The organism is Chelativorans sp. J32 (assembly GCF_000518985.1).
Lineage (GTDB): Bacteria > Pseudomonadota > Alphaproteobacteria > Rhizobiales > Rhizobiaceae > Chelativorans.
In genome coordinates this window covers 24,951-36,902 of record NZ_JAEQ01000013.1, presented here as the reverse complement: position 1 = coordinate 36,902, position 11,952 = coordinate 24,951, and the positions used below count along the sequence as shown (strand labels likewise).

The window sequence follows — 11,952 nt, the reverse complement described above, 5'->3', positions numbered from 1 at the left end:
GGCTATTCATACTGCTCCCGATAGCGGCGGACGATATAGAGCGCCACCACGTTGAGGATGAGCGTCATCAGGAAGAGCGTCAACCCGAGCGCGAAAGCTACGAGCGACTGCGGCGAAGCAAAATCCGTATCACCGGTGAGCTGATTGACGATGGTCACGGTCACCGTGGAGACCGGCTCGCCGGGGTTGAGCCGCAGATAGGGGCTGTTGCCAGCGGCGAGGACCACGATCATGGTTTCGCCGATTGCACGGCTGACGGCCAACAGGAAGGCACCCACGATACCGGGCAATGCGGCCGGAAGGATCACGCGCCGGATCGTCTCCGATTGGGTCGCGCCAAGACCCAGCGACCCATCGCGCATCGCCCTCGGCACCTGCCGGATGATGTCGTCGGAGAGCGAGGAGATGAAGGGAATGATCATGATCCCCATGACGATACCGGCCGTGAGCGCGCTGGTGGCGCGGATATCGAGGCCGACCGTACTGCCGATTCTTGCGAGGAAGGGGCCGACGGACACGAGGGCGAAGAAGCCGTAGACGATGGTCGGAATACCCGCCAGAACCTCGACGACGGGCTTGACCACGTTGCGCGTTTTGGGACGCGCATATTGCGTGAGGTAGACAGCCGTCATCAAACCAATGGGCAGCGATACGAGCATGGCGATGATTGAAATCATCAGCGTGCCCCAAAGGAGAGGCAGGAGACCGTATTCGCCGGAGCCCGCACCCACGGTGGAAAAGCGCGGGTTCCATACCGTGCCGAAGAAGAAGTCGATGGGACTGACGAAACTGAAGAACCGGATCGCCTCGGTGAGAAGCGAAGCCACAATGCCGATGGTGGTCAGGATCGCCACGACCGAGCAGGCGATCAACAGATAGCGTACAACGCGCTCCACCTCGTCGCGGGCACGAAAACGCGCGGTTATGCGGCTGCGAGCCAGATAGAGCCCCAGAGCGCCGGTGCCGGCCGCAGCCGCAATGACGAAAGCGAAGGAGAGCGTGCGAAATTCACGCAGCGCCTGACCGGCGGCACTCTCATAGGGAGCGGGTTCACCGATGACGCCGAAACCCGTCGCGATCTGGTTCACGCGATTGATGATCTGATTGAGTTCGGGCCCGCTCAACGCCCGAATATCGGGCGGCAGTTGCGCCATGACAAAGGCGCGCGAGGCGGTATCGCCGAAGAGAACCCAGAGCGCGAGAATGAGGAGCGCGGGAACCACCGCCCAAATAGCGACTAGCGAGCCGTGGTAGTTCGGACGTGAATGCAAGCGTCCGCTGGCGGGCGCGACTTGTCTGCTTCGCGACCATCCCGCCTGGTATGCGAAACCGAGGAGGAGAAGGAGGAGGCAGGCGACAATAAAGCTATTCACGATCAAGGCCCCCGTGTCTCAGCCGCATCCCGGCTCCGCGCCCCATACGCAGAGAATAACAGCGCGTCCAGCCAGGAATGAAGGGAGCCCTAATAGGGCTCCCCGAGCGCTGCAAGTCCGTTTACTGGACATCGGCGGCGGTCAACGCCTTGCGCTCCTTGAAATTCGCGAGCACTTCCTCGGTCTTCTCGGCGGGTTGCGGGATCATGCCGGCACCTTCAAGCGTGCCGCCCGCGCCGGCCATCTGCTCGGAGAGGAAGAACTCGACATATTCCTCGATGCCCGGGATCTGGCCGATATGCTCGCCTTTGACGTAGAAGAAGAGCGGGCGGGAGACAGGGTATTCGCCGGAGGCGATCGTCTCCAGCGAAGGCGTCACGCCGGACATGGTGGCGACCTTCAGCGTGTCACGGTTCTGCTCGTAGAAACTCAGGCCGAACACGCCGAGCGTATCCGGGTTGCTCTGCAGGCGGGCAAGCGTCTCGGTGTAGTCGCCGGCGATCTCCACGACCACGTCCTGGCGCACCGTGGAGCAAGCGGCTTCCTTTTCCTCCTCGGCCATCTCCGGGAGTCCGGCCTCTTCGCAGCCGGCAGTCAGCACCTTCTCTTCGAAGACTTCACGGGTGCCGTGGTTGGAGGCGGGGATCGCGACGGCGATTGGCTGATCGGGGAGCGACTCGTCGATCTCTTTCCAGCTCTTGTACGGGTTGGAGGTCATCTTGCCGTCGACCGGCACCTGGGCGGCGATCGCCTTGTAGATATGGACGGGCTCGAGCGCGAAGTCGCCCTTGTCGGCGCTTGTGGCGAAGACAATACCGTCAAAACCGATCTGGACCTCGAGGATCTGCTTCACACCGGCCTGGTTGCAGGCCTCGATCTCGCCGGTCTTGATGCGACGCGAGGAGTTGGCGATGTCGATCGTATTCTCACCGACACCCTGACAGAACTGACGCAGGCCACCGCTCGATCCGCCGGAACCGACCACCGGCGTCTTGAAATCCGGGAACGCGTTGCCGAACTCTTCCGCTACGATGCTGGCGAAGGGAAGAACGGTCGAGGATCCGGCGATCTGGATCGTATCGCGCGACTGCGCGGCGGCGGAGCCAAGAGAAGCGGCGACGGCGACGGACGCCACAGCTGCCGCGAGGAAATACTTCTTCATTTGAGCCTACTCCTGTCCGGAATGCGGTGTCGACGCCATGTCGCGTCGGGAGTGGCATTAGCGGCGACATGTAACAGTTCGATGACAGTTTCATGTCGGGTCCGTAAATCTTGGCAGGACAGACTTCGAGCCCGGCAAGCCTTCTGCCACGCTCCCGATGATACAGCCGTAACATCGCTGTCATATCCAGGTTCCGTACCGCCCTCTTTCACCGCGCCGTCTCTCTTGGTGGGAAGCAAAAGACACGGAAATTAGGGCGGTACCGGCTGACGCGAGTATTACAAAGATGTAACATTTTTTGCCGCAGTCTTGCCACAGTTGGAGCAATTCTCCCGTTTTCGTAAATCCGAATCCACGGCCGGACGCCGTGAATTCCGCATTGATCGCGAAGCGGGGAGGCTATCCATGATTCCTGCGCACGCTTTTTCTGCGCGCAACACTCTCACAACACTTATTGCTACAACCTTCGTCACGGCCGGGATTTTGCTCAGCCCCGGCTCGGCCCATGCTCAGGCAAATCCGCGGCCGGCCACGGGCCAGGAACTCCAGGGGCTATGGCTTACGACCCCCTACCCGGTCTTCTACGCCCAGAAAGGCGAGGAGGTGAATATCGGCCTCTCGCTCGCCAACAAAGGGTTGGCGCCGCAGCGGGTAGAGTTCGGCCTATCCGGTCTGCCGGAAGGCTGGCAGTGGCAGATCGAAGGCGGCGGCAAGCGCGTCGGAGCTGCGATTGCCGGTTCCGACCAGACGGTCGACCTTTCGCTGAAGGTGACGCCTGCCGAAAATGCAACGGACGAAACCTATCGGTTCACCGTCACCGGGCGTGCCGGCGACCGAACGCTCGAATTGCCCGTCGCGGTGACATTGTCGGAAACCGAACCGGCAAAATTGACTCTGGAGCCAGAACTGCCGGCGCTCCGGGGGACTGTCCGCTCATCCTTCGACTATCAGGTGGCGGTCACAAATGACGGCCAGGAAGATACCGTCATCAATCTGGTGTCCGAAGCACCGCCCGGGTTCCAGGTCACATTCAAGGAACGCTACGGCTCGCAGGAACTCACCAGCCTTCCGCTGAAGGCGGGTGAGAAGAAGGATCTGTCGGTTTCCGTCAAGGCGCCGGAGAACGCCCAGGCGGGGCAGTATCCCGTCAGGGTTGGCGCAGCTGGCGGCAACGCCTCGGCCGAAACGCAACTCGTGCTCGACATCACCGGCCAGCCGCAGCTCTCCCTCGCCGGTCCGGGCGGTCGTCTCTCGGGAGATGCGACCGCTGGCGAGCAGCGCAGCTTCAATTTCACGGTCGAGAACCGGGGCACTGCGCCCGCCCGAGCCGTGAAATTCTCGGCAAGTCCACCCTCCGGATGGAAAGTCGAGTTCAGTCCGGAAGAGATAGCCGAGCTGCCGGCTGGCGAAACCGCCGAGGTGGCGGTGAACATGACGCCCTCCGACCAGGCGATCGCCGGCGACTATGTGGTGTCCGTGCGCGCCAATGGCGACGGTGCCTCGGATAATGCCAGCTTCCGCGTCACCGTACGGACGTCGACCATCTGGGGCGTCACGGGGCTCGGCGTCATCGCCGCCGCCGTCGTGGTCCTTGGTTTTGCGGTCACACGGTATGGCAGGCGATGAACACGGTCATAGAGACGAGGGACCTCGTCAAGCATTACGGCCGCCACGCGGCCGTGGACGGGCTTGACCTGACGGTCGAGAAAGGTGAGGTGTTCGGCCTGCTTGGGCCGAACGGCGCCGGCAAGACGACGACCATCCTCCTTCTTCTTGGCCTCACGGAGCCGACATCCGGCGCGGTGCGCGTGATCGGCCTCGATCCGCTGCGTAACCCGCTCGAGGTCAAGCGCCGGGTTGGCTACCTGCCGGACCAGATCGGCTTTTACGACAATCTGACGGCGCGCGAAAATCTGCTTTACACCGCGCGCCTCACCGGACTTTCCACGGCGGAAGCCAATACGCTCATTGGAGAAGCGCTGGACCGCGTGCGACTTACCCACGCCGCCGACCGCCGCGTCGGCACCTTCTCGCGCGGCATGCGCCAGCGCCTCGGTCTTGCCGAGGTGCTGATCAAGCGCGCGGAGATTGCCATCCTCGACGAACCGACTTCCGGCCTCGATCCGCAATCCACCCAGGAGCTTCTGGAACTCATCGTCGAGCTGGGGCGGGAAGGAATTACCATCGTGCTCTCCTCGCATCTGCTTTCCATGGTCCAGACCATCTGCAACCGCGTGGCGCTCTTCAACCGCGGGCGGATTGGCCTTATGGGCCGGGTCGCCGACCTGACCAGCGACGTGCTCGGCGGAACCCATGTGGTCGAGGTGGAAGCGGGCGACGTGGATCTGAGGGCGGCCCTTGACGGCGCACCACACATCACCGGCGTGACGGAACAGCGGCCGGGCTTCTGGCGTGTGGATGCCGATGCCGACGCGCGGCCGGAAATCGCCCGCCGCGTGGTCGCCGCCGGCGGCCTGCTCCGCACCATGTCCATCCGCCACACGACCCTGGACGAGGTCTATGTCAGGTTCTTCGAGGAGGACAAGATCCATGCCGCAGCGTGAAGGCTCGCCCTTTACCGGGCTTGCGACGGTCGCCCTCAAGGAAGCGGCCGACCATATGACGAGCGCGCGCATCCACCTGGTGATGCTGCTCGTGCTTCTCACCGCCATCGGCGCTGTCTATGCGGCGATCGGCCAGATTTCCCAGACCGTCAGCGAGGACCAGTTTCTTTTCCTTCGCCTGTTGACCACGGCGCAGGAGCCGTTGCCCTCCTTCGTCGCCTTCCTGGGGTTTCTGTTGCCGCTGGTCGCGATCGCGCTCGGCTTCGACGCCATCAATGGTGAGTATAATCGGCGCACCATGTCGCGTATCCTGTCGCAACCGATCTACCGCGACGCCCTTCTGACAGGCAAGTTCCTGGGATGCCTGCTGGTCATCGCTCAATGCCTGCTCGTGCTATGGCTCCTGGTGATCGGTCTCGGCATCCTGCTTCTCGGCCTGCCGCCAAGCGGAGAAGAAATACTGCGCGGGCTGGCCTTCCTGCTCGCCTCCTTCGTCTATGCGGGCGTGTGGCTGGGAGTGGCGATGGTGTTCTCGACCATCTTCCGCTCGCCTGCCACATCGGCGCTGGCCACCCTCACGGTCTGGCTGCTCTTCACCATCTTCTGGCCGATGCTGTCGCCACTCATTGCCGGCGCGGTGGTGCCCGTCGATCCGTTCGACCCCATGACGGCGGTGAACCAGGTCGAGGTGCAGCGGGCGATCGCCCGGATCTCGCCCAATACTCTCTTCGGCGAAATGACGCTGGCGATCCTCAATCCGGAGACGCGATCGCTGGGCATCGTCTTCGCGAACCAGCTCAGCCAGGCGGTGATCGGGGCACCGCTGCCGGTCTCGCAAAGCCTGATGCTGATCTGGCCTCAGCTCTGCTGCATGATCGCCGCGCTTCTGGTGTTGTTCACCGGAGCTTACGTCTCCTTCCAGAGACAGGAGATCAGGGCGTAATCCGCCCTGGTCACCACTATTTTTTTCAAAGGACCTCGCCGAAAAACCTGCGGCGCGCTAACTTCGCTTGCGTAAAGCGGAGTGTAGCCATGCGCAAAACGCTTCTTATCGCCGCCCTCGGACTGGGTTCCATTCTCGGCGCGGTCACTCTTCCAGTTGTCATAGCCATCGCACAGACCGAGGGGGGAACACCTGCTCCCGGCGACGACGGCAGCGGTGGCGGCTGCGATCATCGCAAAAAGGATCCGGTCACGAGCTGAGGAATTAAGGCACCTGTAGGCGCGGAGCAGGTGGGCGATGCTCCGCGCCCTTGTGCTGCCTTCAGATCGGTTCTCCGGTGACGGGATTGATCTTCATTTCAACCTTGGCTTTGTCCTTGGTGAAATAGATGATCTCGTAATAACCATCATCATCCCAATCGAGTTCGTCCAGGAAACGGAAGTCGGCACGAGCCTCGATCTTGGCAACGATCTCCGAAACCTTCATGGCGTTTTCGGGAGGAACTGTGTTTTCATCGGCCATCTGCGCAAGAACGGGCGTTGAGGATAGGATGACGACCAAGGAAAGCGCAAAGATGCTTCTGTTATTCATGAAAAATGCCCTCTCAAGACTGTGCAGACGCAGTTCAACTTGAGAAAGCCGCAGGAAGTTCCGTCTTGCAAACATTGCAGCGGAACCCTGGCCGGCACTTGAATGTTTTTCCGGGCGAAAGGAAGCACAATGCCGCCCAGTGACAATCCCAAGCAACACCCGCGCTCGAACATGGAAAAGGATCCCGCCGATTGGATCAGCGGCGACGAGCCGATGACCGGAGCCCAGGCATCCTACCTGAAGACGCTCGCCGAGCAGGCCAACGAACCGGAGGCCTATGCCGAAGACCTCACAAAAGCGGAAGCATCAAAACGTATCGACGAGCTGAAGCGAAAGCTTGGATTGGAGAAGGACGATCGAAGCGCCTAATCCATCACCGGGAGTCCCACAGCCTGCCCATAGCTGACCTGCGGCTGAGCCACCCGCTTGCTCAGCGACGGATCAAGGGCCTTCGAGAGAACACCGCCCAGACAGACAGCGAACATAGCGGCGAAAAACAAGCGTATAAACATTTGGATCACCCCCTTGGAGGATCTCACGCTATCTGCGATCGCCAGAACTGTGGCTGAATGCGGCGTTCATCCGCAATTCAAACATCTTACCTGAGCGTAAATTGTTGTGTGTGCAAGAATCCGGCGACGCTTACGGCCCGCCGGCAAGCGCCCCGATCACCACCATTGTGAGGTCGTCGAGGTCGATTTTGCCATTAACCAAGATCGTCGTTTCCGCCGGGGAGACTTGCAAGCTCCCCGGATGAAGGTCGGCCTGACGCTTCAATTCGTCGATGATCGCCTGCTTCACCTTCTCTTCGAGGGGAGAGGCACCTCCGGGGTTCATATTGCCGGCACCCATTTCCAGAACACGCCTTCCATTCGTTCGGGGTAGTACTCGAATTCGCATTCGAAGCGACGGCCATAGGCTCTCGCCGCCTCGATGGCTGCATCGCTGACCGGCTTCATGCCTGTTCCCGGGGCGAACCATTCCTCAAGCAGATCGCTCGGCACATAAGCTCCAATGCGCAGCGGAAGTTTCGTAAGCACGATATCCATGTCTTCCGGCGGCATGACTTCCTCCAGTCATCACCCGAACAACCGGCGCACGGCCGGATCGTTCCACCCGAAGGATAGTCCAGCCGGGCAGGCGCAAAATCAAGTCAGCAAAAAAGAATGAAACTTTTAGGCACCTTGGCCGTTTTGCATAGTCAGGCCGAGGGAACCCGATGAATCAAGAACAATCTATCCAGCCGCGCTTCAAGTCACCCGTCCGCATCAGCCTCCACCCAGGAAGAACAACAGATATCGAAAGCCCCCGACAGGCCTTCGATTTCTTGAGAACATGCCCCGTGCAGGAAGGCCCCATTTTCGAAGGGGCGTTGGAGGCCTGCTTCGCCGCCACCTATAACGATGAGGCTATCGAAGAAGCGCGCCGGGGCCTGAGGACTTTCGCAAAGGCCCACGGCTTCCTTGTCTAGGAAAGGAGCGGACGCCCGCGGGCGCCCCTGGTCGGATCAGCTGTGACCGGCGACCCTCTTCGGCTGGTATGGCGCCTCCAGCGCGGCCACATCCTCGTCGCTGAGTTCCACGTCGAGCGCAGCGACGGCGTCATCATACTGGTTCATCTTTGAAATGCCCACGATCGGCGCGGTGATGCCGGGGCGCGATGCAACCCAGGCATAGGCGATCTGGGCCATCGGGCGACCGTGGCGCTCAGCCACCTGGCGAACGGCTTCAATCACCCTCGCATCCTGCTCCTCGGTCGATCCATAGAGATTGACCTGCGTCCGATCGGTCTGGGCGCGCACCGTCGACTGGTCGCTCCCCCTGCCTGCGAGGCGGCCGCGCGCCAGCGGGCTCCACGGGATAACGCCGATCCCCTCGCTGCGGCAGAGCGGCAGCATCTCGCGTTCTTCCTCGCGATAGATGAGGTTGTAGTGAGGCTGCATCGACACGAACTGAGCCCAGCCGTGCTGACGCTGCATGCCGAGAGCCTTCATGAACTGCCATGCGAACATGGAGGAAGCGCCGAGATAGCGCACCTTGCCGGCGCGCACGAGATCGTTGAGCGCATCCAGCGTTTCCTCAAGAGGCGTCTCATAGTCGAAACGATGGAGCTGGTAGAGGTCGATGTAATCCGTGCCTAGGCGCTTCAGGCTGCCATCCACTGCCTCGAAGATGTGTTTCCGGCTCAATCCCCGGTCGTTGGGATCATCGCTCATCGGATTGTAGAGCTTTGTGGCGATGACAAGCTGGTGCCGCGCACGAAGCCGCTTCAGTACCTTGCCGGTCACGACCTCGCTTTCGCCAAGCGAATACATGTCTGCGAGATCGAAGAAATTGATCCCGAGGTCCAGAGCCCGCTCGATTATGGAAGTTGCGCCGGCCTCATCCAGAACCCAAGGCGCCCATTTGGGTGAGCCGAAAGTCATGCAGCCCAACGCAAGGCGTGAGACCTTGAGACCCGACCGGCCAAGATTGACATATTTCATCGATACACCCTCTTAACAACCAGCTTCGCCGACTGCCACTATGGCAGAAACCAGTCGCCAATAACAATGGCGAGAGTTCAGTCAATCTGCCCAAAAAACAGGCGATATTGCCCTAAATGCTTGATTTTCCATGTTAGCCGGTGTTCTGAAAAAATGATGCCGGTCCATTGCGTCAGCAAAAAAACATGCTACGGTTGAGTGTATCAAGGTATTAGGACACATGTTCCCGGTAGACGCCTCCGCCATAGACAAGTCGCTGCCCGTACCGGTGGGCACGCAGCTTTATGGCCTCTTGAGCTACTACCTCTCCCATTCGGACGTGCCTTACGGCACCAAGCTGCAATCCGTGCGTCAGCTGGCTGCGGAATTGCGGATCGCGCCAATGACGGTGAGCCAGGTCTACCAGCAGCTTCGCGATGCCGGGTTGATCGAGATGCGGCGCGGCAAGGGAGCTTATTCGGCACGTGACCCGCATCGCCGCCTGGGTGACGAGGGTGCAATGGCGAGCCTGCGCGAGGAAATCGGCAAGGTTCTGGACAGCGCCGACCGACTGGGTATCCCCCCATCCACGCTCGCCACCATGATCACGGCTCAGGCACAGCTGAGAAAGCCGCGAAGCGGTCTCACCATCGTTTTTGTCGGCATTTTCGAGGCGGCGGCGCGTGACTATGTCGCCGAGATACGCCCGGTTCTCGAACCTGGAGATCAGATCAATCTCGTCATGTTGGACCAGCTGAAGACCTCTCCAGAGGCGCAGATGGCTCTACGGCGTGCCGACGTGGTGCTCACCTTCGTCCACCGGGAAGTGGAGGTGCGGAAAATCGTGCCGGAGGCCAATATTCTGGCGATCCGCTTCATTCCCTCCACCCATACCCGCCAGGCCCTTGCCGGCCTTTCGCCAAAGTCGCGCGTCGCCGCCATCACTTATTTTCAAGATTACATCGCCATCATGAAGCCCAGTGTGCGCGAATTCGCGCCGCATGTGTCCGACATCACTGCGGCATGGGCATCTGCCCCGGATTTGGCCGACCTTCTCGAGCGGTGCGATGCGGTGATCTACGCAACCGGTGCCGACGACGTGCGGCGCCTCGCGCGGCCGGGCATCCCCTGCTTCGAATTTCGCCATGCGCCGGACCCGGACGCGTTGGAAAATCTGCTGGTGCCCTATCTGGCGCATTTGCGGCGCGCCAAAGCCGCAAAGGCAGATGCCGTGGAAACCACGGTTCCCCAATCTTCGAAAATGCAACGCCGCAGGAACAGCCGCGAAGCGGCATTTCAGTCCAGAGGGTGACGACCATGAAAAAACTGCTGCTTTCCACCACCGCATTGATCCTTGCCATGGCGATCGGCCCTGCCCTCGCCCAGGAAGAGATCGTCGTCGGAACGGATGTCGATGCGGGTACGCTCGATGCGCGCCTGACGCGGGATACGACCGCTTATCGCGTGGCCGACCTCGTCTATTCCGGCCTTGTCCATATCACGCCGAAGCTCGAAGCCGTTCCCGATCTTGTCGAGAGCTGGGAGACGCCGGACCCGCAGACCTTCGTCTTCAAGCTGCGCGAGGGGCTGAAATTCTCGGATGGCACGCCGCTGACCGCCGATGACGTGGTGTACACCTACACGACGCTCCTCGATCCCGATTTCAACGCGCCGATGCGCACGCTCTATACGCCGATCAAGTCGGTGGAGAAGGTTGACGACCTCACGGTGAAGTTCAACCTCGACACGCCTTACGCGCCTCTTCTGTCCTACCTTGATCTCGGCATCGTTCCCCAGGAGCTGGCCGAAGGAGGACAGGACCTTGCCACCCAGCCGGTGGGAGCAGGCCCGATGAAGCTTGCCTCCTGGAATCGCGGGGCGGAAATCGTTCTGGAAGCCAATCCGAATTACTGGGCGGGCGCTCCGAAGATCGAGAAAGTGACGTTGAAGATCATTCCGGACAATTCAGCTCGCGCCCAAGCCTTCGAGGCTGGTGATCTCGACGTGATCCAATCGCCCCTGTCCCCTCAGGATATTTCCCGCCTTGCCGCCGATGACCGTTTCGGCAACGCGATCATGCCGGGCCTCGGCGTCACTTATATCAACTTCAACACCAAGGACCCGCTGCTTGCCGATCCGAAGATGCGGCAGGCCTTCGCCATGCTGGTGGACCAGCAGACGATCGTGGGCGATATCTATCAAGGGGTGGACGAGGTAGCGACCTCGGTTCTCCTGCCTTCTTCCTGGGCCTATTCGCCGGAGATCAAGCAGCCGACCTTCAATCTCGAAGGCGCCGTGGCCCTCTTCAACGAGCTCGGCTGGACGGACAGCAACGGCGACGGCATCCTCGACAAGGATGGCAAGAACCTGACCGTGACCCTCGCCACGCACAGCGAAGATCCGAACCGTGTGCAGACCGTGGAATTCCTCCAGGCCATGTTCAGCCAGGCCGGCGTGGACGCGAAGACGCAGATCACCGATTGGCCGAGCTTCTCGACCAATTACGTGCAGAAGTCGCAGCACCAGATCGCCTTGCTCGGATGGCTAAACCTCGTCGATCCTGACCGGCTGCTTTTCTCGCAGCTCACCACCGGAGGTTCGACGAACTGGGGCGGCTACTCCAATCCGAAGGTCGACGAGCTTCTGGAGAAGGGCCGCTCCTCGCTGGACCAGAAAGAGCGCGCTGCAGCCTACCAGGAAGCGGCGAAGATCCTCGCCGAGGAACTTCCGTATTTCATCGTCTCCTATCAGGGATACCAGCTCTTCTACGACAAGGATTTCCCGTCCGAGGTGAATGCTACACCGCGCGGCTATCTGCGCGGCCTTATCGGAATGGAGACGCAGTAAATACCGGG

14 protein-coding genes are annotated in these 11,952 nt (G+C 60.9%); 8 read left to right on the top strand and 6 right to left on the bottom strand.

The window, feature by feature from the left end:
• Positions 1–2: 2 nt before the first annotated feature.
• Positions 3–1,373, bottom strand: coding sequence for a phosphate ABC transporter permease subunit PstC (pstC, locus tag CHEJ32_RS0116225; protein ID WP_028034725.1), 1,371 nt, complete (start codon positions 1,371–1,373; stop codon positions 3–5).
• A 121-nt stretch (positions 1,374–1,494) separates the two neighbouring features.
• Positions 1,495–2,535, bottom strand: a complete 1,041-nt coding sequence (locus CHEJ32_RS0116220) for a PstS family phosphate ABC transporter substrate-binding protein (protein ID WP_028034724.1) — start codon at positions 2,533–2,535, stop codon at positions 1,495–1,497.
• A gap of 405 nt (positions 2,536–2,940) precedes the next feature.
• On the opposite strand from CHEJ32_RS0116220, the gene CHEJ32_RS0116215 reads away from it, so the two are divergent.
• The 4 genes from CHEJ32_RS0116215 to CHEJ32_RS27205 all read left to right on the top strand — a co-directional run bounded on the left by CHEJ32_RS0116215 (position 2,941) and on the right by CHEJ32_RS27205 (position 6,302).
• Positions 2,941–4,161: an NEW3 domain-containing protein gene (locus CHEJ32_RS0116215; protein ID WP_028034723.1), complete on the top strand. Its 1,221-nt coding sequence runs from the start codon at positions 2,941–2,943 to the stop codon at positions 4,159–4,161.
• Positions 4,158–5,099, top strand: a complete 942-nt coding sequence (locus CHEJ32_RS0116210; protein ID WP_028034722.1) for an ABC transporter ATP-binding protein — start codon at positions 4,158–4,160, stop codon at positions 5,097–5,099. The genes CHEJ32_RS0116215 and CHEJ32_RS0116210 overlap by 4 nt, the downstream gene beginning before the upstream one ends.
• Positions 5,086–6,042 (top strand): ABC transporter permease, encoded by a 957-nt coding sequence (locus tag CHEJ32_RS0116205; RefSeq protein ID WP_028034721.1) that lies wholly within the window; start codon positions 5,086–5,088, stop codon positions 6,040–6,042. The genes CHEJ32_RS0116210 and CHEJ32_RS0116205 overlap by 14 nt, the downstream gene beginning before the upstream one ends.
• A gap of 89 nt (positions 6,043–6,131) precedes the next feature.
• On the top strand, positions 6,132–6,302 hold the full coding sequence (locus CHEJ32_RS27205; protein ID WP_156936719.1) for a hypothetical protein: 171 nt from the start codon (positions 6,132–6,134) through the stop codon (positions 6,300–6,302).
• A 61-nt stretch (positions 6,303–6,363) separates the two neighbouring features.
• On the opposite strand, the gene CHEJ32_RS0116195 is transcribed toward CHEJ32_RS27205, so the two are convergent.
• Positions 6,364–6,633, bottom strand: coding sequence for a PepSY domain-containing protein (locus CHEJ32_RS0116195; RefSeq protein ID WP_028034720.1), 270 nt, complete (start codon positions 6,631–6,633; stop codon positions 6,364–6,366).
• Positions 6,634–6,762: 129 nt separating this feature from the next.
• Between CHEJ32_RS0116195 and CHEJ32_RS0116190 the strand changes: the two genes are divergently transcribed.
• Positions 6,763–7,002, top strand: coding sequence for a DUF3072 domain-containing protein (locus CHEJ32_RS0116190; RefSeq protein ID WP_028034719.1), 240 nt, complete (start codon positions 6,763–6,765; stop codon positions 7,000–7,002).
• 273 nt (positions 7,003–7,275) lie between these two features.
• Here the strand turns inward: CHEJ32_RS0116190 and CHEJ32_RS0116180 are convergent, their stop codons facing one another.
• The gene (locus tag CHEJ32_RS0116180) at positions 7,276–7,485 is read right to left on the bottom strand and encodes a hypothetical protein (protein WP_028034718.1); all 210 of its coding nucleotides are present in this window, start codon (positions 7,483–7,485) and stop codon (positions 7,276–7,278) included.
• Positions 7,467–7,697 carry a hypothetical protein gene (locus tag CHEJ32_RS0116175; protein ID WP_028034717.1) on the bottom strand — a complete coding sequence of 77 codons (231 nt, stop codon included), beginning with the start codon at positions 7,695–7,697 and terminating at the stop codon, positions 7,467–7,469. The genes CHEJ32_RS0116180 and CHEJ32_RS0116175 overlap by 19 nt, the downstream gene beginning before the upstream one ends.
• A gap of 155 nt (positions 7,698–7,852) precedes the next feature.
• Here CHEJ32_RS0116175 and CHEJ32_RS28075 point away from each other — a divergent pair, with 155 nt between their 5' ends.
• Positions 7,853–8,104 carry a DUF982 domain-containing protein gene (locus tag CHEJ32_RS28075; RefSeq protein ID WP_034658623.1) on the top strand — a complete coding sequence of 84 codons (252 nt, stop codon included), beginning with the start codon at positions 7,853–7,855 and terminating at the stop codon, positions 8,102–8,104.
• 36 nt (positions 8,105–8,140) lie between these two features.
• Here CHEJ32_RS28075 and CHEJ32_RS0116165 read toward each other — a convergent pair whose 3' ends face one another.
• A complete protein-coding gene (locus tag CHEJ32_RS0116165; protein ID WP_028034716.1) occupies positions 8,141–9,118 on the bottom strand; it encodes an aldo/keto reductase in 978 nt (325 codons plus the stop codon).
• 220 nt (positions 9,119–9,338) lie between these two features.
• Here CHEJ32_RS0116165 and CHEJ32_RS0116160 point away from each other — a divergent pair, with 220 nt between their 5' ends.
• A complete protein-coding gene (locus tag CHEJ32_RS0116160) occupies positions 9,339–10,409 on the top strand; it encodes a GntR family transcriptional regulator (protein WP_028034715.1) in 1,071 nt (356 codons plus the stop codon).
• 5 nt (positions 10,410–10,414) lie between these two features.
• Positions 10,415–11,944, top strand: coding sequence for an ABC transporter substrate-binding protein (locus CHEJ32_RS0116155; protein WP_028034714.1), 1,530 nt, complete (start codon positions 10,415–10,417; stop codon positions 11,942–11,944).
• The last annotated feature ends 8 nt before the right edge of the window (positions 11,945–11,952 follow it).